The 23420-nt window shown below is 63.2% G+C and carries 24 protein-coding genes and 1 tRNA gene; 12 read left to right on the top strand and 13 right to left on the bottom strand.

Annotated features, from left to right (window positions below; translation table 11 throughout):
- From X756_RS150210 to X756_RS150185, 6 genes are all read right to left on the bottom strand, one after another.
- A complete protein-coding gene (locus tag X756_RS150210; RefSeq protein WP_245264516.1) occupies positions 1–477 on the bottom strand; it encodes a hypothetical protein in 477 nt (158 codons plus the stop codon).
- Between the two features lie 55 nt (positions 478–532).
- Complete coding sequence (locus X756_RS150205) at positions 533–2098, bottom strand: amidase family protein (RefSeq protein ID WP_023688592.1); 1566 nt, start codon at positions 2096–2098, stop codon at positions 533–535.
- Complete coding sequence (locus X756_RS150200) at positions 2098–2553, bottom strand: GNAT family N-acetyltransferase (RefSeq protein WP_023706217.1); 456 nt, start codon at positions 2551–2553, stop codon at positions 2098–2100. The genes X756_RS150205 and X756_RS150200 overlap by 1 nt, the downstream gene beginning before the upstream one ends.
- 7 nt (positions 2554–2560) lie before the next feature.
- Positions 2561–2848: an Asp-tRNA(Asn)/Glu-tRNA(Gln) amidotransferase subunit GatC gene (gatC, locus tag X756_RS150195; protein WP_023730134.1), complete on the bottom strand. Its 288-nt coding sequence runs from the start codon at positions 2846–2848 to the stop codon at positions 2561–2563.
- Positions 2849–2958: 110 nt separating this feature from the next.
- Positions 2959–3375 (bottom strand): hypothetical protein, encoded by a 417-nt coding sequence (locus X756_RS150190; protein ID WP_023670998.1) that lies wholly within the window; start codon positions 3373–3375, stop codon positions 2959–2961.
- 44 nt (positions 3376–3419) lie between these two features.
- Entirely contained in the window at positions 3420–4127 is a 708-nt protein-coding gene (locus X756_RS150185) for a metal-dependent hydrolase (protein ID WP_023730135.1), read from the bottom strand.
- Between the two features lie 165 nt (positions 4128–4292).
- Here X756_RS150185 and ruvX point away from each other — a divergent pair, with 165 nt between their 5' ends.
- Positions 4293–4799, top strand: coding sequence for a Holliday junction resolvase RuvX (ruvX, locus tag X756_RS150180; RefSeq protein WP_023724364.1), 507 nt, complete (start codon positions 4293–4295; stop codon positions 4797–4799).
- Here the strand turns inward: ruvX and X756_RS1000000167550 are convergent.
- The 3 genes from X756_RS1000000167550 to X756_RS150170 form a co-directional block, all read right to left on the bottom strand.
- Complete coding sequence (locus X756_RS1000000167550) at positions 4717–5058, bottom strand: DUF6105 family protein (RefSeq protein WP_023693426.1); 342 nt, start codon at positions 5056–5058, stop codon at positions 4717–4719. The two genes, ruvX and X756_RS1000000167550, sit on opposite strands and share 83 nt — an antisense overlap.
- A complete protein-coding gene (locus tag X756_RS150175; RefSeq protein ID WP_023730136.1) occupies positions 5058–5645 on the bottom strand; it encodes a hypothetical protein in 588 nt (195 codons plus the stop codon). The genes X756_RS1000000167550 and X756_RS150175 overlap by 1 nt, the downstream gene beginning before the upstream one ends.
- A 124-nt stretch (positions 5646–5769) precedes the next feature.
- Positions 5770–7398, bottom strand: a complete 1629-nt coding sequence (locus tag X756_RS150170) for a DNA alkylation response protein (protein ID WP_023688598.1) — start codon at positions 7396–7398, stop codon at positions 5770–5772.
- A gap of 196 nt (positions 7399–7594) precedes the next feature.
- On the opposite strand from X756_RS150170, the gene X756_RS150165 reads away from it, so the two are divergent.
- Genes X756_RS150165 through dprA form a run of 4 tightly spaced genes read left to right on the top strand, consistent with a single transcriptional unit; the run spans position 7595 to position 11626 of the window.
- Complete coding sequence (locus X756_RS150165; protein WP_023696535.1) at positions 7595–8557, top strand: aspartate carbamoyltransferase catalytic subunit; 963 nt, start codon at positions 7595–7597, stop codon at positions 8555–8557.
- On the top strand, positions 8554–9840 hold the full coding sequence (locus tag X756_RS150160; protein ID WP_023730137.1) for a dihydroorotase: 1287 nt from the start codon (positions 8554–8556) through the stop codon (positions 9838–9840). Before X756_RS150165 ends, X756_RS150160 begins: the two co-directional genes overlap by 4 nt.
- Positions 9841–9896: 56 nt before the next feature.
- Entirely contained in the window at positions 9897–10502 is a 606-nt protein-coding gene (plsY, locus tag X756_RS150155; RefSeq protein WP_023696534.1) for a glycerol-3-phosphate 1-O-acyltransferase PlsY, read from the top strand.
- Positions 10499–11626 carry a DNA-processing protein DprA gene (dprA, locus tag X756_RS150150; protein WP_023730138.1) on the top strand — a complete coding sequence of 376 codons (1128 nt, stop codon included), beginning with the start codon at positions 10499–10501 and terminating at the stop codon, positions 11624–11626. The genes plsY and dprA overlap by 4 nt, the downstream gene beginning before the upstream one ends.
- Before the next feature lie 217 nt (positions 11627–11843).
- Here the strand turns inward: dprA and X756_RS150145 are convergent, their stop codons facing one another.
- Positions 11844–12986 (bottom strand): hypothetical protein, encoded by a 1143-nt coding sequence (locus X756_RS150145; RefSeq protein WP_023730139.1) that lies wholly within the window; start codon positions 12984–12986, stop codon positions 11844–11846.
- Positions 12987–13235: 249 nt separating this feature from the next.
- Between X756_RS150145 and X756_RS150140 the strand changes: the two genes are divergently transcribed.
- The 6 genes from X756_RS150140 to ugpC all read left to right on the top strand — a co-directional run bounded on the left by X756_RS150140 (position 13236) and on the right by ugpC (position 19064).
- Entirely contained in the window at positions 13236–14120 is an 885-nt protein-coding gene (locus X756_RS150140) for a dihydrodipicolinate synthase family protein (protein WP_023730140.1), read from the top strand.
- 23 nt (positions 14121–14143) lie between these two features.
- Positions 14144–14803 (top strand): GntR family transcriptional regulator, encoded by a 660-nt coding sequence (locus X756_RS150135; protein WP_023706209.1) that lies wholly within the window; start codon positions 14144–14146, stop codon positions 14801–14803.
- Between the two features lie 63 nt (positions 14804–14866).
- On the top strand, positions 14867–16204 hold the full coding sequence (locus X756_RS150130) for a sugar ABC transporter substrate-binding protein (RefSeq protein WP_023730141.1): 1338 nt from the start codon (positions 14867–14869) through the stop codon (positions 16202–16204).
- Positions 16204–17142 carry a sugar ABC transporter permease gene (locus X756_RS150125; RefSeq protein WP_023730142.1) on the top strand — a complete coding sequence of 313 codons (939 nt, stop codon included), beginning with the start codon at positions 16204–16206 and terminating at the stop codon, positions 17140–17142. The genes X756_RS150130 and X756_RS150125 overlap by 1 nt, the downstream gene beginning before the upstream one ends.
- Complete coding sequence (locus X756_RS150120; protein ID WP_023730143.1) at positions 17142–17963, top strand: carbohydrate ABC transporter permease; 822 nt, start codon at positions 17142–17144, stop codon at positions 17961–17963. The genes X756_RS150125 and X756_RS150120 overlap by 1 nt, the downstream gene beginning before the upstream one ends.
- Positions 17964–18002: 39 nt before the next feature.
- A complete protein-coding gene (ugpC, locus tag X756_RS150115) occupies positions 18003–19064 on the top strand; it encodes a sn-glycerol-3-phosphate ABC transporter ATP-binding protein UgpC (RefSeq protein ID WP_023730144.1) in 1062 nt (353 codons plus the stop codon).
- A 47-nt stretch (positions 19065–19111) separates the two neighbouring features.
- Here the strand turns inward: ugpC and X756_RS150110 are convergent.
- Positions 19112–19187: transfer RNA gene (locus tag X756_RS150110), tRNA-Lys, on the bottom strand.
- 322 nt (positions 19188–19509) lie between these two features.
- On the opposite strand from X756_RS150110, the gene X756_RS150105 reads away from it, so the two are divergent.
- Complete coding sequence (locus X756_RS150105) at positions 19510–20010, top strand: BA14K family protein (protein ID WP_023724353.1); 501 nt, start codon at positions 19510–19512, stop codon at positions 20008–20010.
- A 91-nt stretch (positions 20011–20101) separates the two neighbouring features.
- Here the strand turns inward: X756_RS150105 and glpK are convergent, their stop codons facing one another.
- Both glpK and X756_RS150095 read right to left on the bottom strand, forming a co-directional pair.
- Positions 20102–21595 carry a glycerol kinase GlpK gene (gene glpK, locus X756_RS150100; RefSeq protein ID WP_023730145.1) on the bottom strand — a complete coding sequence of 498 codons (1494 nt, stop codon included), beginning with the start codon at positions 21593–21595 and terminating at the stop codon, positions 20102–20104.
- An 88-nt stretch (positions 21596–21683) separates the two neighbouring features.
- Positions 21684–23411: an ABC transporter substrate-binding protein gene (locus X756_RS150095; protein ID WP_023670978.1), complete on the bottom strand. Its 1728-nt coding sequence runs from the start codon at positions 23409–23411 to the stop codon at positions 21684–21686.
- Positions 23412–23420 lie beyond the last annotated feature (9 nt).

Genomic DNA, 23420 nt, shown 5'->3' on the forward strand with positions numbered 1-23420 from the left:
CTATCTCCAGCTCAAATTGTGACGGCCGGTGAAGTGCTCGACCGCACTCGCTACCGCTTCCGCTTCGAGGCGGCTTAACTCCCTGCCGAAAACAAGGACGCCGTTCGCGTTGGTTAAGCTGATGACTTCCGACAGTCCCACTTCGTCCGTGGGATAGGTATGGTCGAGGATTTCGACCCTAAGATGCCCTTTCAAAGGCAGTGACCACCGATTTCGCAAGGAACCCCTCACCGAGCGCACGGCTGCGGTGTCGGTCAGCCGCAGGGTTTCCCTGCCGAACACCCGCCAGATGAAATCCTTGCCCAGGAAATAGGTGAAGAGGGCAATGACCGCCACGAAGGGCAGCAGGCCGAGCGTGCCGCTGGTGAGCGTTGCGGACGACGTATCCGTCAATCCCATGTAGCCGGTGTAAGCGACGATCGCGGCCCCGATCAGGACAAAGACGGTCCTGAAATCCGAGGTGCGTGGCGGGTTCATGATCAGCAGTTCGTTTCCCGTCTCGACGATGGAAATGCGAGACGGAGGCGGCATGCTACCACCACTTCTCCGGCTGGAAGGTTCCCGCCGCCTGCTCGATGACGGCGGCTGTCTGGAACAGGGTTTCCTCGTCGAAGGGACGGCCAATCAGCTGCAGACCGAGCGGCAGGCCCTTGGCATCGAGGCCGGCAGGCACGGCAATGCCCGGCAGTCCGGCCATGTTCACGGTCACCGTGAAAATGTCGTTGAGGTACATTTTCACCGGATCGGCGGCCATGTCCTCGTCGGCGATGCCGAAGGCGGCCGACGGCGTCGCCGGCGTCAGGATGACGTCGACGCCGTCGGCAAAAACCGTCTCGAAGTCGCGCTTGATCAAATTGCGCACCTTCTGCGCCTGCAGATAGTAGGCATCGTAATAGCCTGCCGACAGCACATAGGTGCCGATCATGATGCGACGCTTGACCTCTCGACCGAACCCGGCGGCTCGGGTCTTTTCGTACATGTCGACAATGTCCTGGCCCGGCACGCGCAAGCCATAGCGGACGCCGTCATAGCGCGCCAGATTGGACGATGCTTCGGCAGGCGCTACGATATAATAAGCCGGCAAAGCATATTTGGTGTGCGGCAGCGAAATGTCGACGATCTCGGCGCCGGCATCCCTGAGCCAGGCAATGCCCTTCTGCCACAGCGCCTCGATCTCTTCCGGCATGCCGTCGACGCGGTATTCCCGGGGAATGCCGACCTTCATGCCCCTGATCGGTTTGCCGATCGCCGCCTCGTAATCCGGCACCGGCCGGTCGACGGAAGTGGTGTCCTTGGCGTCGACCGAGGCCATGGACTTCAGCATGATCGCGGCATCGCGCACGTCCCGGGCGATCGGGCCCGCCTGATCGAGCGACGAAGCGAAGGCGACGATGCCCCAGCGCGAGCAGCGGCCATAGGTCGGCTTGATGCCGACGGTGCCGGTGAAGGCGGCTGGCTGGCGGATCGAGCCGCCGGTGTCGGTGGCGGTGGCGCCGGCGCACAGGAAAGCCGAGACGGCGGAAGCCGAGCCCCCCGACGAGCCCCCCGGCACCAGTTGGGCATTGTCCAGCGTGCGCGCGGTCTTGGTGCCGCCGGCCGAAACGAAACCGCCATCGCCCTGATGCGTGGTCGGCATCACCACCGTGTCGAGGCGCGAACGCCGCCACGGATTGACGACAGGGCCGTAATAGGAGGTCTCGTTGGACGAGCCCATGGCGAACTCGTCCATGTTAAGCTTGCCCAGCATGACGGCGCCGTCTGCCCACAGATTGGCGGTGACGGTCGATTCGTAGCGCGGCTTGAAGCCGTCCAGCACATGGCTGCAGGCCTGGGTGTGGATACCTTCGGTGCCGAACAGGTCCTTGATGCCGAGCGGGATGCCTTCCAGCGCACCGCCCTGGCCCTTGGCGAGCCTGGCGTCGGAAGCTTTGGCCATATCGCGCGCCTTGTCGCCGGTGACGACGATGTAGGCATTGAGCACCGGATTGGCGCGCTCGATGGCACCGAGATAGGCCTCGGTGATTTCGACGGCCGAAATCTCCTTGGCGCGCAGCTTGGCGCGCGCCTGCGAAATTGTCAGATGGGTCAGTTCGCTCATCAAAGGCTCTTTTCGTAAAACACCGACCACTCGGAATCGGGATAATCCAGCACCGGCCCGCAGCGCGAGAAGCCGGCGCGTTCGTAGACGGTCCAGGCGGCGGGATGGCGGTCGCCGGTTTCAAGCACCAGGCGCTTCAGCCCTTCGCTGCGCGCCAGCGTTTCGACATGCTCGACGATCTTGGCGCCGATCTTCCTGCCGCGATGCGAGGGCCGCGTGTACATGCGCTTGACCTCACCGACGCGGGCGTCATGGCGCTTCAGCGCGCCGCAACCGATGGCTTGCCCGTCGTCGCGGGCGATGAACACGGTGGTGTCGTCGCCAGCCATCTGCTCGACCGTCAGATGGTAGCAATGCTCCGGCGGCGTCAGTTCGAGCAGCGTCGCGTTGAGCTCCTCGACCAAAGCGCGGACATCGTCCTGCAGCGGCGTTTCGATGGCGATCTCGATTGCCATCGGCCAGCTACTCCACGACCTTCGGCACGACGAAGAAATTCTCGTCAGTGGCCGGCGCGTTGGCGACGATATCGGCAGCCTTGTTGCCGTCGGTGACGATGTCTTGGCGCTTCTTCATCTCCATCGGCGTCACCGATGTCATCGGTTCGACGCCGGAGACATCGACCTCGTTCAGCTGCTCGACAAAGCCCAGAATGGCGTTCAGCTCGCCGGTCATGCGCTCGGCATCCTCCTCGCTCACCGCAATGCGGGCGAGACGCGCGACGCGCTTCACAGTTTGCAGATCAACGGACATGTCTTTAGCCTTTGGGAAAACCAGATGGCGCTATAGCGGCGTGGCGCGTGCCGCGCAACATCGATCGTGCTTGGGGATAGAGCCCGTTCATGCCAGGGCGGCATTTCAGCCTAGGGCAGCGATACACCCTCGCACAGATAATAGCTGCCGCCATTGCCGGCCTGCTCGCCTTCGTCGGCGGTCGGGCGCACCGAGACGATGTCGATTTGGGTCGCGTTCATCTGCGTGATCGACAGTATATCTGGAAAGAGAAAGCCCGGCTCCTGGCAGATGGCTGTGACCGCCCAGCTCGGCGAGCGCGTCGCCTTGGTGACCTGGACGAACTCGCAATTATACTCGACGCTTTGCAGGCCGTCCGCCGACAAGATGACATTGCCGGTGTCAATCAGCGTCTGCAGCGTGTCCTTTTTGGCTTGCGCGCAAAGCTCCTGGGTCTGGAGGTAAACGCCCTTGATGAAGTCCTCGGCGGCGGATGCGGGCGACGCAGCGACCAGCATCGAAACGCAAAGAGTCTCTCTCAAACCCATGGTTTAATCCCCCTTTGCGACAAGGGATCGTTTCAACGATCGCTCTATAGTGTGATCGTTTGGCCGATGGCTGGCAAGGCTACCTCGACACCTGATCCTTCGAGGCCGGCCACGAACTTCTCCGCCGTCGCGTCGATGATCGGGAAGGTGCCGAAGTGGCATGGCACGACGGTGTCGAAGTGGAAGAAGCGCCGGCAGGCCAGGGCCGCCACCGCGCCGCCCATGGTGAAGCGGTCGCCGACCGGCACGAGGCCGATCTTCGGCTCATGCAATTCCTCGATCAGCGCCATATCGGAGAAGATGTCGGTGTCGCCCATATGGTAGAGCGTCTTGTCCTCCGGGAAATGCAGGACCAGCCCGTTGGGATTGCCGAGGTAGACGTTCTGGCCGCCATCGAGCCCAAACGACGAGGAATGCAGTGCCTGCACGAATGTGGTGGTGAAGGCACCGCAATCGACGGTGCCGCCATGATTGCCGGGATTGATCTTCTTGCCGTCGACGCCCTTGCCGACCAGGTACATGCAGATCTCGTAATTGGCGACCAGCTGGGCGCCGCTCTTCTTCAGCACCTCCACCGCGCCGCTGACATGGTCACTGTGGCCGTGGGTCAGAAGCACATGGGTGACGCCTTCCGCCGGCCCCTCCCAGCCGCTCGTCCATGATGGGTTGCCGACGAGATAGGGGTCGATCAGGATGGTCGCGCCTGATGTCTCGACGCGGAAGGCGGAATGTCCGTACCAGGTCAATTTCATCGATCGTGTTCCTCGATTTTGGTTGCGCCGGAAGATAGAACGCCGGCAGCAAAATTAAAGTGACATAGTGTGCTCGCGGTTCAAAAGAACGTGTCGCGCTCTTTGTGACGGCAAGTCTGGGTCACGGTTAGACTGGGTCACTGTAAAACTGGTTGGGGAAAGCCGTTGGGCATCATAGCAATCGAGGATCTGCCGGCACGGCTGGAGGGCGGCAGGACGCTGGCCGGACTCGACCTCGGCGACAAGACGATCGGTGTCGCCGTTTCCGACCGCGGCCTGTCCTTTGCCCATCCGCGCCCTGTCATCCTACGTAAAAAGTTTTCGCTGGATGCGGCAGCGCTGCTCGCCCAGCTGCAGAAGGATAATGTCGGCGCGTTTGTACTCGGCCTTCCTATCAACATGGACGGCTCGGAAGGTCCCCGCGCCCAGAAGTCGCGCGCCTTCGTGCGCAACATGGCAGGCATAACCGACTTGCCCTTCGTGCTGTGGGACGAGCGGCTGTCGACGGTGGCGGCGGAGCGGACGCTGATCGAGATGGATTTCTCGCGCCGAAAGCGCGCCGGTAAGATCGATTCGGCGGCTGCGGCCTTTATTCTGCAGGGAGTTCTGGACCGGCTCCAGTCGCTTGACCCACGCGATCGGACGGAACCGGATTCCCCGCCTGCCGCCTGACCCAGGCCGTGATGTTGCGGCGGCGGCGAAACGCCCACAATGCCATCAGCAGGAAGCCGTCAAAGACGCAGGCCCTTGCCACCATGCCCGGAATGATCGCCGGATCGATGCCCAGCATCTGCCCGTAGAGCTGGAACACGAAATCATGCAGCTGCCGGCTGAGCATGACGTAGCCGAAATTGATGTCGTTGAGCGACAGGAAGAACCAGCCCCAGAACAGAGCGAGTGGCGCGGCCCACAATGCGAACAGCGTGCGCATCAGTTACCGTCCCTGCGGCTGGAGCCGCCTCTGGGACCGCTGGGACCAATGTCCGGACGGCCGGAAATGCGCGACAGCAAGGAGCCGTGCGCGGCACCCTTGGCCATGGCATGGGCGGTGGCGCGACTCTCTGCCTCCCGCGAAACCATGACGGCGAAGACCGACCTCCGCTCGGCCAGCATGGCGACATAGGAGGCCAGAAGTGCCGCCAATTGCACGGCGACAACCAAAAACAGGCCGTTGATGCCTCGCGCTGCGCCGCCGATCAGGATCAGCGACAACACCGCGGATGCCGAAATGAAGGCGGTCCGCGCCACACTGTCGGCTCCGTCCGGGCTCGCTGCGGCGTTAACCAGACTCTCGACGAAGACCCAGCAAAACAGCACCGCCACGACCAGCAAGGCGATGGCCAGCGGCGCCACGACGGCAGCATTGTCGAGATCGGCCAGGCGAGTGTTTTCCACGACGACGCCGAGCACGCCCAGAGCGCCCGCAACGCCGCGGTTTCCATCGACACAGATGAACGCCAGCAGGGCGAAAACCAGCGCCCAGTGCAAGGCCAGAAAGGACGTCAAAATGTGCCGCATGGCATTCCTGCTTTGGTGGCAAAGACAGTGGGGTCTGCGGCCTGCGGCTGCAACGGAAACCATTCGTTAAGGTTAACGGCTTTCCACAGGCAGGCAAATTCGTTCGAGGCCTGGCGGAAGGCCCTCAATTCACCGGCGGATAGAGCGTGTCGACGATCATGCGCGCATCGTGGCGCGAATCGAGCATGCCATAGGTGTTGCGCCACTGGCCGGCGAGCCGCGTCTCGACGAAGGCGTCCGCAATCCGCCCTGCCCCCAGCCGGCGCAATTCCGCAGCTGCCGCCGACAGCGCCAGCTGTTCGGTCAGCAGGCGGGCCGACCCCTCATCGGTGCCGGCGACCTGCATGGCCGCCTTGAGCACGCCAATGGTTCCGCGTCCGCCGGCGCCGAGATCGCGGTCGATGCCGGCCAGCACCTCCTCGAACAGGCCGGGCGCGCGGCCGAGCACGCGCAGCACGTCGAGCGCCATGACATTGCCTGAGCCCTCCCAGATCGCATTGACCGGGGCTTCGCGGTAGTAGCGGGCGAGCGGCGCTTCCTCGACATAGCCATTGCCGCCGAGGCACTCCATCGCCTCATAGAGCAGTGGCGGCGCGATCTTGCAGACCCAGTATTTGACCACCGGGGTCATGGCGCGGGCAAAGGCAGCCTCGCCGCGGTCGCCGGCAGCCTCGTCGAAGGAGCGCGCCAGTCGGAACGAGAGTGCCGTGGCGGCGGCGACATCGAGCGCCATGTCCGCCAGCACGCGCTGCATCAGCGGCTGTTCGATCAGCGTCGAGCCGGCCACCTGGCGATGACGGGCGTGATGCACGGCCTCAGCCAGCCCCGCTCGCATGATTGCCGACGAGGCGACGGCGCAGTCGAGCCGGGTCAGCGTGACCATGTCCATGATCGTCTTTATGCCGGCGCCGGGCTCGCCGACCATCTCGCCGATGGCGTTGACGAACTCTACCTCCGATGAGGCGTTGGAGCGGTTGCCAAGCTTGTCCTTCAGCCGCTGAAAGCGGAAGCCGTTGCCGGAACCGTCGCCGAGGATGCGCGGGACGAGAAAGCAGGAAAGCCCTTCAGGCGCCTGTCCAAGCACGAGAAAAGCGTCCGACATCGGCGCCGACATGAACCATTTGTGGCCGGTGAGGCGATAAAAGCCGCTGCCGGCGCGTTCGGCCCGTGTGGTGTTGGCGCGCACGTCGGTGCCGCCCTGCTTTTCGGTCATGCCCATGCCGAGCGTCAGCCCGGTCTTGTCGACCGGCGGCTTCTGACTCTGGTCGTATTTGCGCGTCGTCACGCGCGGCGCCCATTCGCGAAACAGCTTTGGGCTGGCCATCAGGGCGGCCAGCGAAGCGCTGGTCATGGTGATGGGGCAGAGATGCCCGGTCTCGAGTTCGGCGGTCAGGTAGAAACGCGCGGCGCGCACCTGATGGCGACGGCCGATCTCGCTATCGCCGTTTTCCCAGATCGAGGAATGCAGGCCGCCGGCAACCGAGCGGCGCATCAGCGCATGATAGGCCGGATGGAATTCGACGAGGTCGATGCGCCGGCCCTGACGGTCATGCGTGCGGAGCTTCGGCGTCTCGACATTGGCGAGGCGCGCCAGCTCCTGCGCCTCCTGCGTCAGGACGAACCGGCCAAGCCCGTCGAGGTCCTTGCGCACCGGATCGGAAAAACGCTCGGCAAGCTGGATCAGCAACGGATCGCCCCGCCAGGCGTTGCCGCCCGTCAGCGGCGGCGGCTGGTTGGTCACGTCGTCGGTCACGCCCAATCCTTCTGAAAGTAGAAGGGCCTTCCAACGGTAGAAAGGCCTTATCATCACAAGGCTTCGAATCCGAAGCAATCGGCTAGATATAGCCCAAGCCAGGCGGCGCGCGCGACGAAAATACCGGGGAGAAAGGCCGCAATCCCAAGCTGGCGCTTGCGGCAAGGAATTCTCCCCCCTATAGCAGCGCCTTGAGATGACCGACGCTTCGTCCCTGCCGCTTTATCCTCACCGCCATCTTCTGGGCATCCGCGATCTTTCCCCCGGTGATATCGAGCTCCTGCTCGACCGGGCCGATCGCGCCGTCGCCATTTCGCGGCAGTCCGAAAAGAAGACCTCGACGCTGCGCGGCCGCACCCAGATCAACCTCTTCTACGAAGCCTCGACGCGCACGCAGTCGTCGTTCGAACTGGCCGGGAAACGGCTCGGCGCCGACGTCATGAACATGTCGGTGGCGAGCTCTTCGGTGAAGAAGGGCGAGACGCTGATCGACACGGCGATGACGCTGAACGCCATGCGGCCCGACATCCTGATCATCCGCCACCAATCGGCGGGCGCCGCCGCCCTTTTGGCGCAGAAGGTCGGCTGCTCGGTGGTCAATGCCGGCGACGGCGCGCATGAGCACCCAACGCAGGCGCTGCTCGATGCGCTGACCATCCGGCGCGCCAAGGGGCCGCTGTCGAAGCTCATCGTGGCGATCTGCGGCGACATCCTGCATTCGCGCGTTGCGCGTTCCAACATCATGCTGTTGAACGCGCTTGGCGCGCAGGTGCGGGTCGTGGCGCCGTCGACGCTGCTGCCCACCGGCATCGAGAAAATGGGCGTCATCGTCTCGCGCTCGATGGCCGAGGGCCTCAAGGGCGCCGACGTGGTGATGATGCTGCGCCTGCAGCGCGAGCGGATGGAAGGCGCCTTCGTGCCTTCGGTACGCGAATATTTCCGCTATTTCGGCCTCGATGCCGAAAAGCTGAAGGCCGCCAAGGACGGCGCGCTGGTGATGCATCCCGGGCCGATGAACCGCGGCGTCGAGATTGCGTCCGAAATCGCCGACGGGCCGCAAAGCGTCATCCAGGAACAGGTCGAGATGGGTGTCGCCGTGCGTATGGCGGTGATGGAAGCGCTGCTCGACCCGCGCCGCAACGAGGGCCGGAGCGCATGAGCACCACGGTCTTTGAGCGCGCCCGCATCGTCGACCCGTCACGCGGCATCGACGAGATCGGAACCGTCATCGTCGACGGGAAAAAGATCGTTGCCGCCGGCAAGGCTGCCCTGAACCAGGGGCTGCCGGCGGGAGCCACCGTGGTCGACTGCGCCGGCAAGGCGATCATTCCCGGCCTGATCGACGCGCGCGTCTTCATCGGCGAACCGGGCGGCGAACATCGCGAGACTATCGCTTCGGCCAGCGTTGCGGCGGCGGCCGGCGGCGTTACCTCCGTCGTTATGATGCCCGACACGGACCCGGTGATCGACAATGTCGCGCTGGTCGAATTCGTGCTGCGCACCGCCCGGGACACGGCAAGCGTCAACATCTTTCCGGCGGCGGCGATCACCAAAGGCCTCGCCGGTCGCGAGATGACCGAATTCGGCCTGTTGCGCGAGGCCGGTGCGGTCGCCTTCACCGATGGGCGGCACACAATATCCAGCGCAGTGGTGATGCGCCGGGCTCTCACCTATGCCCGCGATTTCGGTGGCGTCATCGCACATGAGACACAGGATGGCGACCTCGCTTCGGCAGGCGTGATGAATGAAGGCCTGTATGCCAGCTGGCTCGGCCTTGCCGGCATTCCGCGCGAGGCCGAGTCCATCCCGCTGGAGCGCGACCTGGCGCTGGCACGGCTGACGCGCGGCGCCTACCACGCGGCCAAGATCTCGACGGCGATGGCAGCGCAAGCGATGACGCGGGCGAAAGCCGACACGGCCAATGTCACGGCGGGCGTAGCGATCCACAATCTGTCGCTGAACGAGAACGATGTCGGGGAATACCGCACCTTCTTCCGGCTGACGCCGCCTTTGCGCGCGGAGGAAGACCGGCTGGCCATGATCGAGGCGGTCAAGGACGGCACGATCGACATCATCGTCTCCTCGCACGACCCTCAGGATGTCGACACCAAGCGCCTTCCCTTCGCCGATGCAGCTGCCGGCGCGATCGGGCTGGAGACGCTGCTTGGAGCAGCGCTTCGGCTCTACCACAATGGCGACGTGCCGCTGCTTCGGCTGGTCGAAACACTGTCCACCGCACCAGCAAGACTGTTCGGCCTGCCGGGCGGCACGCTGAGGCCGGGAGCGCCGGCCGATCTTGCGCTGATCGACCTCGAAGAACCCTGGATCGTGAGTGAAAGCGGCATCCGTTCGCGCTCGAAAAACACCTGCTTCGAAGGTGCGCGGCTGCAAGGCATGGTCTTGCAAACGCTGGTGGCGGGCCGCACAGTGTTTTCGAGCTAGAGCGATCGCGCCACGTCGCAGACCGATATGTTGCTGGGGAAATGCGGGGGCAAACAATGAGTTATAACGTTATCCTGGCATTGCTGTTCGGCTATCTCCTCGGCTCGATTCCCTTCGGCCTCTTGATCACCCGCGCGGCCGGCCTCGGCGATGTGCGCAAAATCGGCTCCGGCAATATCGGCGCCACCAACGTTCTGCGCACCGGCAACAAGGGCCTCGCCGCCGCGACGCTGGTGCTCGACGCGTTGAAGGGTACGGCGGCGGTGATGATCGCGCGCCATTTTGGACACGACTACGGACTGTGGGCCGGCCTTGGACTCTGGGCGGGCCTTGGCGCCTTCCTTGGCCATCTGTTTCCGGTCTGGCTCGGTTTCAAGGGCGGCAAGGGCGTGGCGACCTATCTCGGCGTGCTGATCGCGCTCGGCTGGCATGTGGCGCTGATCTTTATCGTCGTCTGGCTGGCGATGGCTTTTCTGTTTCGCTATTCCTCGCTGGCAGCGCTGACGGCGGCGGTCATCGTGCCGATCGCGCTTTATTTCTGGAGCACACCTGAGACCGCCGGGCTGTTCCTGGTGATGAGCCTGATCGTCATCTTCAAACATCGCGCCAACATTTCGCGCCTTCTTGCCGGCACCGAAGGCAAGATCGGAGCCAAGGGTTGAGCAAGCCCGCCGCCGGGCCGCGCCTCAGCGACCGGCAGCGGCTGAGCTGGCTGCGGCTGATCCGCACCCAAAATGTCGGCCCGGCCTCGTTTCGCGAATTGATCAACCGCTTTGGTTCGGCCGAAGCTGCGTTGGAGATGCTGCCCGAGCTGATGATTTCGGGCGGAGCCAAAAGGATCATGCGCATTCCTTCCGTCGAGGAAGCCGAAGCGGAACTGGACGCAGCCAGTGAAAACGGCGCCCGCTTCGTCGGCATCGGCGAGGCCGACTACCCGCCGATGCTGAAAAACATGGACAATCCGCCGCCACTGATTGCCGTGAAGGGCGAGGCAGCCGTCTTTCGCCTGCCGGCGGTGGCCATCGTCGGCGCCCGCAATGCGTCGCTCGCCGGCATCAAGATGGCGCGCATGCTGGCGGCGGATCTTGGCCGCGACGGCTACGTCATCGTTTCCGGCCTGGCGCGCGGCATCGACACGGCCGCACACCAAGGCAGTCTTTCCACTGGCACAGTCGGCGTGCTGGCCGGTGGGCTCGATGTCCCCTACCCGCCCGAAAATATCGGCTTGTGCGACGACATTGCCGAGCGTGGCGGCGCCGTTATTTCGGAAATGCCGTTCGGCTGGCAGCCGCGGGCGCAAGATTTTCCGCGCCGCAACCGGCTTGTCGCGGGCGCCGCCCTCGGACTGGTGGTGATCGAAGCTGCGCAACGCTCCGGCTCGCTGATCAGCGCGCGCCTGGCCGGCGAGATGGGCCGGCTGGTCTTTGCCGTACCGGGTTCGCCACTCGATCCGCGCTGCGCCGGCTCCAACGGGCTGCTCAAGGATGGCGCCACCCTGGTCACCGAGGCGGCCGACGTTTCCGGCGCGATTGCACCCTTGGCCGGCACGCGAACGCGAAGCATTGCTCCACCAGAAAAGGCACCCGATTTTTCGGCAACTCCCCCGCCCGGTGAGGACGAACGCAGCGGCGTGCTCGAAGTGCTAGGCCCAACGCCGGTGGGCGTGGACGAGATCATCCGCCACACCGGCCTCAACGCAGCGCAAGTCTCCATGGTGCTGCTGGAACTCGACCTTGCCGGCCGCATCGAGCGCCATGCCGGCGGCAATGTCTCACTGGTTTCGTGACGTTCCAGCCGATCCCGCCGCACGTCGGCCGCAACTCACGCGTCGAGGGTCACGCCGGCGGCGCCAACGCCGGTACAGATGCCACCGCAGGGTATTTTCCAGGCGGCTCTCGGAAAAGCACTCCGCCATTCCAGGGCTCTCCGTTGCACTGACGATCACGCTCGCAATGGCATACTCGACAGCTGACGAAAACCGGGCTCGACAGTCTGCGCATCAGTCAGCGGAACAGATACCGCGATACCTCCGGATTGCCTCGGCGCCACATCACATTGTCCAGAAAATAATGATGCACATTGATGAAGATGAGCACGATGAAGAAGAACAGCGATGACCCCAGCACTTGCCTGTCATAGGGAATCAAAGCCGTCAGGGCGGATGGGATCAGCCAGAAGCCGAGATAGCCAAGGGCCGTGCCGCCGACGATGAAGCCGAGGAGCCGAAACCTGTAGAGGGGGCCAAGAAAGGACAGGATTTTCGGCTGCGGATAGCCTTCGGCATCGGAACTGTCTCGCTCGACGTTCGTCTGGTAGCGCCAGACCACGGCGAGATACTGCAGCGAGTGGAGCGCGGGCACGATCAACAGCCAAAGCGGGTTTACGCGCGCAATCAGGATCCAGAGATAGAGCGACGCGACATAGGCCACCAAACCGTTATAGGGCAGACCGGCGCCGTTCTTCCGCCAACGATTGACCAGCATCAAAAGCGTGGCCGCAGTCGACGCAACGGCCGCCAGCATGCCGATGTCGGTAATCCAGGAAGGGGCCGCGAATGTGTAATAGTCCAGGCCATAATATTTGCCCTGGGTGACCGCCGTATTCGTCTGCAGCCATGCCAGGATCCACACCGCATAGGAGTTCACCAGCAGCACCTTCTTGTCGCGGTCGTCGAAGAATTTGCGCTTCAGCACCGCATCCACCATCAGCATGCCGTAGCCCTGCTTGACGTAGTGCCAACCGACAAAAAAGAACATGGCGTTGGTGGCATAGCCGAGCAGGCGCGTGTTCGCCGCCGCGGCGCCATAGGCAAAGAACCCGGCCATGACCAGGGGCACGACAATGCCCGCGAAGATGTAGCGGAGCTGCAGGCTCCTGTCGTAGCCGTCGCCCGTCACCTTGCGCCCGAAATTGCGGTAGAAGAGCTGGTAGGAGTGGGCGAAGTGGGGATAGTTCACGAGATAGGCAACGATCACCATCGTTGCGGCCACCGGACCTTCATATTCGAGCGGAACGAGAAACAGCACCGGCAGGATGAGAAAGGCGCTGCCGCCCAGCATGAGGAAATCGGCGACCGGGCCGAAGAGGTATTTTTGAGGCGCCGCCGCCTTAGGAGCGACAGCATCCGCCGAAAGCTGAAGTGTCATGTCAGAACCCTCCCCTGGGAAAGGCTGAGTTTAGCCATCGACTGGGATGGGGACAAGGTTGGAGCTGCCGCTCCGCGCCCGAACACTGGGCCATCCTGCTGTTTCGCCAATGGTCTCGATCCGCCATGAGCTTCGAACCCGTGAACCGCTCGATAAGGCCCTCCGCTGTTAAAAAGCGCACCACCCCAATTTACGACTAACATGTTAGTGTGCTAGCACAGCATACATACCTGCTTCGGAGACCTTCCGGTGACATCACGCTTTGGCCTTTCGGCCGCTCTCGCCACGCCTTTCGATGCCCGCGGGCAGATCGCCACCGCCCCCATGATCGCTCAGGCCGAAAGTTGCCTGGCGCAGGGTTGCGGCAGCGTGACGCTTTTCGGCACCACAGGGGAAGGCGCATCGGTGGGCACGACGGAGCGGCGGTCGGTGACCGAGTCCATGCTGGCTGCTGGAATCCTGCCGCATCAACTCGTTGCCGGCGTGCTGGTCGACGCCGCCGAAGACGCCGCCGAACAGGCACAGCATGCCTTGCAGCGCGGCGCCCGAAACATTCTGCTGGCCCCGCCAAGCTACTTCAAGAATGTCGGCGACGACGGCCTTTTCGGCTGGTTTTCCGCCGTCTTTGCCGCGCTCGGCCCCCTCGCCCGTGACGTGCTGCTCTACAACATCCCTTCGGTTACCATGGTGCAGCTTTCGCTTGGCCTGATCGGCCGGTTGCGCACTGCTTTTCCCGACGTGGTCGCCGGGGTGAAGGATTCCGGTGGAAATTGGAGCTACAGCGAGGCGCTGCTTGCCGCCCATGGCGATCTGGTGATCCTGATCGGCGATGAAAGGCATCTGGCGCGTGCGGTGCGAATGGGTGCTCAAGGCGCAATCTCGGGCATGGCCAATTTCGTCCCGGGCGAAATCCGCGCTATGGCCGAGGACGGGCGCGACGATCCTCGCGTCGAGAGTTTTGTGCTCGAATTGCTCAAACATCCGGTCACCCCGGCGGTAAAGGTGATGGTGGCGCGCAAGACCGGCGACGAGCGCTGGCTGGCGGTCCGTCCGCCGCTGGAGCCGATCGCGTTGCAAGGGCAGCAGCAGCTTGCCGCAGCCTATAACAGCTTGTTTGCCAGGGAACCGGCCTGACCGGCAAAGAGAAGCGCGCCGATATGGAAGACGGCAACGAACCGACCACCCTCAGGGAGAAGGCCTATGCCAGCTTCACGCGGCATTTGCTGGCGCGCGACTTCAAGCCAGGCCAGTTCGTGTCGCAGCGTGAGCTGGTTGCCTTCACCGGACTGCCGCTCGGCGCCATTCGCGAGATCGTGCCGCGTCTCGAGGCGGAAGGACTGCTGACGACCATTCCGCAGCGCGGCATGCAGATCGCCCATATAGACATCAGCCTGATCCGCGAGGCCTTTCAGTTCCGCCTGTTCATGGAGCGTGAAGCGGTGGCGCTGTTTACGGTCAGCGCCTCCGATGCCGAGCTTGCCCGCTTGCGGCGCGAGCATGAGGACATGCATGCCCAGGCGCTGGCGCAGACCCCGACGCCGGAGATGGAGGCCAAGGCGCAGACCATCGACTGGGCCATGCACGACACGTTCATCGATGCGCTGGGCAACGAGATCATCGCCAAGGCCTATCTGGTCAATTCGGTGAAGATCCGCCTGATCCACCAGGAGCGGTTCCGTATCGACGGGCGCGTCGTGCCGGTGATGCGCGAGCACCTGGCGGTGATCGAAGCCATGGAGAGCCGCGATCCAGGGAAGGCGGTCGAGGCGATCAGTCTGCATATCGACAAGGCGCGCCGGCTGGCGCTGCAGATCTGAGGAAACCTGAGCCGCACCGCGGTCCGCGATGCAATCGATAACGACAACAACCGGGAGGAATAAATGTCGTGCAATCTGTTCAACCCAACCAGGAGGCAACTGCTTCAGGGAACCGCGGCGCTTGCCGCCGCCGGCTTTGCGGGCGTTCGCCCAAGCTTTGCCGCCGGCGTCGACTGGAAGCGCTTTGCGGGAACGACGCTTGACGTCAATCTGGTGAAAAGCCCGCGCAGCGACACGCTGATAAAATACATCGCCGAGTTCGAGGAACTGACCGGGATCAAGGTCAATGCCGAAGCGACGCCGGAACAGCAGCAGCGCCAGAAGACGGTGATCGAACTGAGCTCCGGCAAACCGAGCTTCGACGTCGTGCATCTGAGCTACCACGTGCAGAAGCGCCAGTTCGAAAAGGGCGACTGGCTGGCCGACATATCAGGCTATCTCGCTGACCCGACCCTGACCGATCCTGCGCTGGTGGAAACCGATTTCGCCGATGCCGGCATGCTGTTTGCCAAGGACGGCCAGGGCGTGCTGCGCTCGCTGCCGTTCTCGGTGGATTACTGGATCGTCTACTGGAACAAGGAATTGTTCGAGGCCAAGGGCCTCAAATACCCCGAGACGTTCGAGCAGCTGGTGGCCGCCGCCGAAACGCTGACCGATCCGTCGACCAACACCTACGGCTTTGTCGCCCGCGGCCTGAAAAACGCCAACACGCCGGTGTGGACGTCGCTGATCCTCGGCTACGACATGACGCCGCTCGATGATAAGGGCAAGCTGCGCACGACCTCGCCCGAGGCGGTCGAGGCCGCCAGCCTCTACCAGCGGCTGATGACCAAGTCGGCGCCTCCAGGCGTCACCGGATTCAACTGGGCCGAAGCCCAGTCCGCCTTCCTGCAAGGCAAGATCGGCATGTGGTTCGATGGCGTCGGCTTTGCCCCGCCGATGGAAAACCCGGAAAAGTCACGAGTGGTCGGCAAGGTCGGCTACGGCGTCATGCCCAAGGGGCCCAAGGCGCATGCCGCCGGCACCTTTGGCGACGGCCTCGGCGTGACGGCCGCCAGCGAGAAGAAGGAGGCCGCCTACCTCTTCTGCCAGTGGGCGATTTCGCCCGCCATGGGCGCGCGCCTGCTGCAGGCGGGTGCCGGCGTGCCGTTCCGCAAGTCGGTGCTGGAAGATCCCAAGGTGCGCGAAGGCGTCACCATGCCGGCGAGCTGGCTCGATGCCGTGGTCGGCTCGGGCAATGTCAGCCGGCTGTCGCTGCCGGTCATCATTCCGGTCACCGAGTTCCGCGATATCTATGGCGTGGCGCTGACCAATCTGATCGCCGGCGCCGATCCGGCAGAGGAGCTGAAGAAGGCCACCGAGCAGTTCCAGCCGGTGCTCGACCGGAGCGAGCAAGGCTGATGTCCGCCATCACCCCAGAACGCACCGGGGTGACGACGCAAGCCATCGAAGGGGGCCAGACCATCCGTCTGGCTCCCAACTACTGGCCTTTCGTCGTCCCGGCGCTCGTCGTCGTCGGCGCCGTGATCGTCTTTCCCTGGGCCTTCACGCTGTGGATGAGCGTCAACCGCTGGACCCTCGGCCAGGCGCGAAGCTTTGCCGGGATGGAAAATTACCTGCGGCTGGCGGTCGACCAACGTTTCTGGGAATCGCTTTTCCATACGCTGACCTACACGGCGCTTTCGGTCGCGGCGCCGATGTTCCTCGGCACTCTTGCCGCGCTGATCTTCGACGCCAAATTTCCGCTGCGCGGGCTGTTGCGTGGCGTCTTCGTCATGCCGATGATGGCGACCCCGGTCGCCGTGGCGCTGGTCTGGACGATGATGTTCCATCCCCAGCTCGGCGTGCTCAACTATCTGTTGTCGCTGGTCGGCATTCCGGCGCAGGAATGGATCTTTAACGCCAGGACGGTCATCCCGTCGCTGGTTGCGGTCGAGACCTGGCAGTGGACGCCGCTGGTGATGCTGATCGTGCTGGGCGGCTTGGCCTCCTTGCCGCGCGAGCCCTTCGAGAGCGCCGAGATCGACGGCGCCAACGCCTGGCAGCAGTTCCGCTATCTCACCTTGCCGATGATCGCGCCGTTCCTAATGATCGCCATGATCATCCGCACCATCGATGCGCTGAAGAGTTTTGACATCATCTACGCGATGACCCAGGGCGGACCGGGCACGGCCTCGGAAACCATCAACATCTATCTCTACAACACCGCCTTCTCCTACTACGACATCGGCTATGGCTCGGCCATGGCCGTGGTGTTCTTCATCGTCATCGTCGCGCTGTCCTTCATCCTGCTGATGCTGCGCCAGCGCTCCCAATGGATCGGGGTGGAGGGCAAATAATGAGTTCACGGCTGCTCAACCGGATCGGGCTGTTTTTCGCGGCTCTGGTCTTCGTCTCGCCGGCGATCCTGTTCTTCCTCTGGATGATCTCGCTGTCGCTGAAGTTCGAGATCGACAACGGTGCATACCCGCCGATCCTGATCCCGGAACATCTCGCCTGGTCGAACTATGTGAAGGTATTCGAGGAGAACAATTTCCTGCTCTATTTCTGGAATTCGGTTCTGGTGACGGGCACGGCAACGTTGCTGGCGCTGCTGATCGGCGTGCCGGCGGGCTATGGCATCGCGCGACTCAAGGCCGAACGCTCGGCGGTGGTCATCATCATCGCCCGCATGACGCCGGGGCTTTCCTATCTCATTCCGCTGTTCCTGCTGTTCCAGTGGGTCGGCATTCTCGGCACGCTGTGGCCGCAGATCATCATCCATCTGGTGGTGACGGTGCCGATCGTGGTCTGGGTGATGATCGGCTATTTCGAGACCACGCCGATGGAGCTGGAAGAAGCGGCCAACATCGATGGCGCCAGTTCCTGGCAGGTGTTCCGGCTGGTCGCCTTGCCCATCGCCAAGCCGGGCATTGTCGTCGCCTTCATCCTGTCGATCATCTTCTCATGGAACAATTTCGTCTTCGGCATTGTGCTCGCCAGCCGCGAGACCCGCACGCTGCCGGTCGCCGTCTACAACATGCTTTCCTACGAGCAGGTGAGCTGGGGTCCGCTCGCCGCCGCAGCACTTGTGGTGACGCTGCCGGTGCTGGTGCTGACCCTGTTCGCGCAAAGGCAGATCGTCGCCGGGCTGACCGCAGGCGCCGTCAAGGGCGGCTGAGGCACGGCCCCGACATCACTCATTTCCGGGAGAAATCCAATGGCATCGGTAACAATCAACAACGTTCAGAAGGCTTTCGGAGCCGCCAAGATCATCCACGATGTCAGCGTCGACATCGCCGATGGCGAATTCGTCATCCTGGTCGGGCCGTCGGGCTGCGGAAAGTCGACGCTGCTGCGCATGATTGCCGGACTGGAAACGATCTCGGGCGGCAGGATCGCCATTGGCGATCGCGTCGTCAACAATCTCAGGGCGCGCGACCGAAACATCGCCATGGTGTTCCAGAACTACGCGCTCTATCCGCATATGACGGTGGCCGACAATATGGGCTTTGCCCTGAAGATCAAGAAAGCCGATCCGGCCGACACCGCCGGCCGCGTCGGCAGGGCCGCCAGCATTCTCGGCCTGGACAAGCTGCTCGACCGCTATCCGCGTCAGCTTTCCGGCGGCCAGCGCCAGCGCGTCGCCATGGGCCGCGCCATCGTGCGCGACCCGCAGGTGTTCCTGTTCGACGAGCCGCTGTCCAATCTCGACGCCAAATTGCGAGTGCAGATGCGCGGCGAGATCAAGGCGCTGCACCAGCGGCTCGGGACCACAACCATCTACGTCACGCACGACCAGATCGAGGCCATGACCATGGCCGACAAGATCGTCGTGCTGCATGACGGCCTTGTCGAGCAGATCGGCGCGCCGCTCGATCTCTACGATCGCCCGGCCAACCTCTTCGTTGCCGGCTTCATCGGCTCGCCGGCGATGAATTTCATTCGCGGCCATGTCGAGGAAGGTGTTTTCCGCAGCGCCGGTGGACTGATCTTGCCGCTGCCGGAAGGCATCGACCTGGCAAACATACCCGGCGGCGACCTCATCTACGGCATCCGCCCCGAACACATCCGAGCGACGACCGCCAAAGGAATCCCCGGCACGATCGTGCTTCTGGAAGCAACGGGTTCGGAAATCTTTGCCAGGGTCGACTGCGCCGGAGAAGAAATCTCCTGCCTTTTCCGCGAGCGGCTGGCACTGAAACAGGGCGAGCAGATGCGCATCGAGATCGACCGCGCCTGCGCTCATCTGTTCGACGTCAAGACCGGGCGGCGATTGTAGGGGGCGATGGGGGCTGCTGACAGGGCAACTTCCGCACGAAATATTTCTGGTGAGCGCGTCGGGGTTCGAACCCGAGACCTACTGATTAAAAGTCAGTTGCTCTACCGGCTGAGCTACGCGCTCCCGCGGGCTCTAAAGGCCGCCCTCGAAATTGCGCGGAACATAGGGAGAGTGCCGCGACCGGTCAACCGGAAAAAGATGGCCCTTCGACCGGGGTTTCAGCCATCGCCAGACGCGCCGCAAATTGCGTCGTCACCAGCCCGGTGAGCCGCTCCCGCAACGTGGTCGCCGCTTCGATCTGTTGGCGCGCGAGACGCGCCTTTTCTCACGCGCCGAATTCGAGAAACATTACAAATCAGCAACTTACTGTTTTGGTGGGAACCATCGCACGAGCGGGCCGTTTTCGTCTCACAAGGGACGTCAACCACCCTTCAAGGAGAAGATCATGAACAAGATCGCAACGGGTCTACTGGCGACCACCCTGTCAATTTCGTTTGCCGCGGCCGCCGCTATGCCGGCCAATGCCGCCCAGATGTTCGTGCCCCAGTCATCAGCAACTTCGTCCGACATCGTGAATGTGGGCGATTCTCGTCATGACAACTGGCGGTGGATGCGCCACGGCAACCGCAATTCCGGCAATCGCGATTTCCGCGTAGGCCGCCAGTTCTCGCGCAACAATGATGGCGGCAGCTATTGGAATGGCCATCGCGGCTATCGCGAATATCACCGCGGCTATCGCCGTCACGGCGACTACTGGTTCCCGCTGGCTGCCTTCGCCACCGGCGCCTTGATCACCGGTGCGATCGTCAACAGCGAGAACAACCGCGTCTACGGCGGCGATGCGCATGTGCAGTGGTGCTACGACCGCTATCGCTCCTACCGCGCCTCGGACAACACATTCCAGCCCAACTACGGCCCTCGGCGGCAGTGTAATTCGCCCTATTGATGTGTTTAGGGCGAAGTTAGGGTAGGACGGAGCCTGCGCCGGCAACGGGCGCGGGCTTCGTCTTTTCGCGGACTTGGTCTTAAGTGCGAAATCAGGACGCGCTCAATGTCCGGCGCACCGCGTCGCGCCAACCCGCCAGTTTTGCCGAGCGGGTGTCGGCATCCATCTCCGGCTTGAAGCGGCGCTCGAGCGCCCAACTCCTGGCAAAATCCTTCGCCTTCGGCAACACACCCGCCTTCGAGCCGGCAAGCCACGCTGCGCCCAGCGCCGTCGTCTCCAGAATGGTCGGGCGATCGACCGGGGCATCGAGGATATCGGCCAGCCGCTGCATGGTCCAGTCGGAGGCCACCATGCCGCCGTCGACGCGAAGCACGGTTTTGGCCGATGCCCCCTTCCAGTCCTTGCGCATGGCGTCGAGGAGATCGCGCGTCTGGTAGGCGACGGATTCAAGCGCCGCACGGGCGAACTCCGCCGGGCCTGAGTTGCGCGTCAGCCCGAAGATCGCGCCACGCGCTTCGGCGTCCCAATGCGGCGCGCCGAGACCGACGAAAGCCGGCACCAGATAGACGTTCTGCGTGGGGTCGGCGGTTGCCGCCAATACGCCGCTATGCTCGGCCTTGCCGATCACCTTGATGCCGTCGCGCAGCCATTGCACGGCGGCACCCGCGATGAAGATCGAGCCTTCCAAGGCATAGGTAGTCTTGCCGTTCAGCCGATAGGCGATGGTGGTCAACAGCCGGTTCTTCGAGCGCACCAGATCGGCGCCGGTGTTGAGCAGCGCAAAGCAGCCGGTGCCATAGGTCGATTTCATCATGCCTGGCTCGAAACAGGCCTGGCCGATGGTCGCTGCGTGCTGATCGCCGGCCACGCCAAGGATTTTGATTTCGGCGCCAAACAGGCTTTTTTCCGTCACGCCGTAGTCGTCGGCGCAATCCTTGACCTCAGGCAGCATCGCCACCGGGATGCGCAGGATGGAGAGCAGCTCGTCGTCCCAGACATTTTTCTCGATGTTGTAGACCAGCGTGCGCGAGGCGTTGGTGGCATCTGTCGCATGCACCTTGCCGCCGGTCAGCCGCCAGATCAAAAAACTGTCGATGGTGCCGGCGAGCAGTTCGCCCTTTTCGGCGCGCTTTCTCGCACCGTTCACCTTGTCCAGCATCCAGGCGATCTTGGTGCCGGAGAAATAGGGATCGAGCAGCAGGCCGGTCTTTTTGGTGAACTTTTTCTCCAGGCCGTGTTTCTTCAGCTTCTGGCAGAGCGGCGCGGTGCGGCGGTCCTGCCAGACGATGGCATTGTGGATCGGCTTGCCGGTCGCCTTGTCCCAGATGACGACGGTTTCGCGCTGGTTGGTGATGCCGATCGCCGCCACATCCGAAGCCTCGCGGCCGGCGGCCTTCAGCGCGCCTTTGACGGTGGCGACGACGCTTGCCCAGATCTCTTCCGGATCATGCTCGACCCAGCCGGAGGCAGGATAATGCTGCGTGAATTCCTGCTGCTTGCTGCCGGCGACCTTCATCGCGCTGTCGAACAGGATCGCCCTGGTCGATGTCGTACCCTGGTCGATTGCAAGGATGTATCCGGTCATTAGTCCTCCCGGTAGCTGCCTATACAAACAGGGGAGACGGCAAGATGCCGCCTCCCCGTTCACTATGATCCTGGCGGGTACGCCAAGATTACTTCTGCCAGCTCTTCACCAGTTCGTCGTAGTTGATGGTGATCGGCTTTTCCTTCTCGTTCTCGATCTTCAGCTGAGGAGCGAGATTGCCATTCTTGACCGCGTCGGCGTTCCAGTAGGCGAGGTCATGCTCTTCGGCCATCTTCGGGCCGATATCGCCCTGGACGCCCGACTTCTCGATGCGGGTCATGACTTTTTCCTGCTCGGCGCAGAGCGAGTCCATGGCTTCCTGCGCCGTCTTGGCGCCGGACGAGGCATCGCCGATCGCCTGCCACCAGAGCTGTGCCAGCTTCGGATAATCGGGCACGTTGGTGCCGGTCGGCGACCACTGAACGCGGGCCGGCGAGCGGTAGAACTCGATCAGACCACCGAGCTTCGGCGCACGTTCGGTGAAGCTCTTGTCGTGGATCGTGCTTTCGCGGATGAAGGTCAAGCCGACATGGCTCTTCTTCACGTCGACCGTCTTCGAGGTCACGAACTGCGCGTAGAGCCAGGCGGCCTTGGCGCGGTCGGTCGGCGTCGACTTCATCAGCGTCCAGGAACCCACGTCCTGATAGCCGAGCTTCATGCCGTCCTTCCAGTAGACGCCATGCGGCGACGGGGCCATGCGCCACTTCGGCGTACCGTCGTCGTTCAGCACCGCCTTGGCGCCGGCGTCGACCATCGAAGCGGTGAAGGCGGTGTACCAGAATATCTGCTGCGCGACCGCACCCTGTGCCGGCACCGGGCCGGATTCGGAGAAGGTCATGCCCTGGGCTTCGGCCGGAGCGTAGGCCTTCAGCCAGTCGAGGTATTTCTGGATCGAGTAGACGGCAGCCGGGCCGTTGGTGTCGCCGCCGCGCGCCGTGCAGGAGCCGACCGGCTGTGATTTCTCGTTGACCTTGATGCCCCATTCGTCGACCGGCAGGCCGTTCGGCAGGCCCTTGTCGCCGTTGCCGGCCATCGACAGCCAGGCATCAGTGAACCGCCAGCCGAGCGACGGGTCCTTCTTGCCGTAGTCCATGTGGCCATAGACCTTCTTGCCGTCGATCTCGCGGCCGGTGAAGAACTCGGCGATGTCCTCATAGGCCGACCAGTTGACGGGAACGCCGAGGTCGTAGCCGTATTTCGCCTTGAAGTCGGCCTTGTTCTTCTCGTCGTTGAACCAGTCGTAACGGAACCAGTAGAGGTTGGCGAACTGCTGGTCGGGCAGCTGATAGAGCTTCTTGTCCGGCGCGGTGGTGAAGGAGGTGCCGATAAAATCCTTCAGGTCGAGGTTCGGATTGGTAACGTCCTTGCCCTCGCCCGCCATCCAGTCGGTCAGGTTGCGGACCTGCTGGTAGCGCCAGTGGGTGCCGATCAGGTCGGAATCGTTGACCCAGCCGTCATAGAGGTTCTGGCCGGTCTGCATCTGGGTCTGGATCTTCTCGACGACGTCGCCTTCCTGGATGACGTCATGCGTGATCTTGATGCCGGTGATGGCGGTAAAGGCGGGCGCCAGCACCTGCGATTCATACTGGTGGGTGGCGATGGTTTCGGACACGACCTTGATGTCCATGCCGGCGAAAGGCTTCGCGGCATCGATGAACCACTGCATTTCTGCTTCCTGGCCGGCGCGGTCGAGCGTCGACAGCGGGCCGATTTCCTTGTCCAGAAACGCCTTGGCCTCATCCATTCCGGCGTAGGCGTTGCCTACCCCGAGCAACAGGACAAGGGCAGTTGTTGATGTTAAAAATTGCCGTCGCATAGGTTTCCT

This window comes from Mesorhizobium sp. LNJC405B00 (assembly GCF_000502615.1).
Taxonomy (GTDB): domain Bacteria; phylum Pseudomonadota; class Alphaproteobacteria; order Rhizobiales; family Rhizobiaceae; genus Mesorhizobium.

Excerpts from the sequence above, each read along its gene's own strand:
- plsY (WP_023696534.1), top strand. The coding sequence starts at position 9,897 with ATGAGTTATAACGTTATCCTGGCATTGCTGTTCGGCTATCTCCTCGGC.
- X756_RS150185 (WP_023730135.1), bottom strand. The coding sequence starts at position 4,127 with ATGAAATTGACCTGGTACGGACATTCCGCCTTCCGCGTCGAGACATCA.
- X756_RS150160 (WP_023730137.1), top strand. The coding sequence starts at position 8,554 with ATGAGCACCACGGTCTTTGAGCGCGCCCGCATCGTCGACCCGTCACGC.
- X756_RS150105 (WP_023724353.1), top strand. The coding sequence starts at position 19,510 with ATGAACAAGATCGCAACGGGTCTACTGGCGACCACCCTGTCAATTTCG.
- X756_RS150190 (WP_023670998.1), bottom strand. The coding sequence starts at position 3,375 with ATGGGTTTGAGAGAGACTCTTTGCGTTTCGATGCTGGTCGCTGCGTCG.
- X756_RS150130 (WP_023730141.1), top strand. The coding sequence starts at position 14,867 with ATGTCGTGCAATCTGTTCAACCCAACCAGGAGGCAACTGCTTCAGGGA.
- glpK (WP_023730145.1), bottom strand. The coding sequence starts at position 21,595 with ATGACCGGATACATCCTTGCAATCGACCAGGGTACGACATCGACCAGG.
- X756_RS150210 (WP_245264516.1), bottom strand. The coding sequence starts at position 477 with ATGAACCCGCCACGCACCTCGGATTTCAGGACCGTCTTTGTCCTGATC.
- ugpC (WP_023730144.1), top strand. The coding sequence starts at position 18,003 with ATGGCATCGGTAACAATCAACAACGTTCAGAAGGCTTTCGGAGCCGCC.
- X756_RS150205 (WP_023688592.1), bottom strand. The coding sequence starts at position 2,098 with ATGAGCGAACTGACCCATCTGACAATTTCGCAGGCGCGCGCCAAGCTG.
- X756_RS150095 (WP_023670978.1), bottom strand. The coding sequence starts at position 23,411 with ATGCGACGGCAATTTTTAACATCAACAACTGCCCTTGTCCTGTTGCTC.
- X756_RS1000000167550 (WP_023693426.1), bottom strand. The coding sequence starts at position 5,058 with ATGCGCACGCTGTTCGCATTGTGGGCCGCGCCACTCGCTCTGTTCTGG.
- X756_RS150120 (WP_023730143.1), top strand. The coding sequence starts at position 17,142 with ATGAGTTCACGGCTGCTCAACCGGATCGGGCTGTTTTTCGCGGCTCTG.
- X756_RS150145 (WP_023730139.1), bottom strand. The coding sequence starts at position 12,986 with ATGACACTTCAGCTTTCGGCGGATGCTGTCGCTCCTAAGGCGGCGGCG.
- X756_RS150175 (WP_023730136.1), bottom strand. The coding sequence starts at position 5,645 with ATGCGGCACATTTTGACGTCCTTTCTGGCCTTGCACTGGGCGCTGGTT.
- X756_RS150125 (WP_023730142.1), top strand. The coding sequence starts at position 16,204 with ATGTCCGCCATCACCCCAGAACGCACCGGGGTGACGACGCAAGCCATC.
- gatC (WP_023730134.1), bottom strand. The coding sequence starts at position 2,848 with ATGTCCGTTGATCTGCAAACTGTGAAGCGCGTCGCGCGTCTCGCCCGC.
- X756_RS150200 (WP_023706217.1), bottom strand. The coding sequence starts at position 2,553 with ATGGCAATCGAGATCGCCATCGAAACGCCGCTGCAGGACGATGTCCGC.
- X756_RS150135 (WP_023706209.1), top strand. The coding sequence starts at position 14,144 with ATGGAAGACGGCAACGAACCGACCACCCTCAGGGAGAAGGCCTATGCC.
- X756_RS150165 (WP_023696535.1), top strand. The coding sequence starts at position 7,595 with ATGACCGACGCTTCGTCCCTGCCGCTTTATCCTCACCGCCATCTTCTG.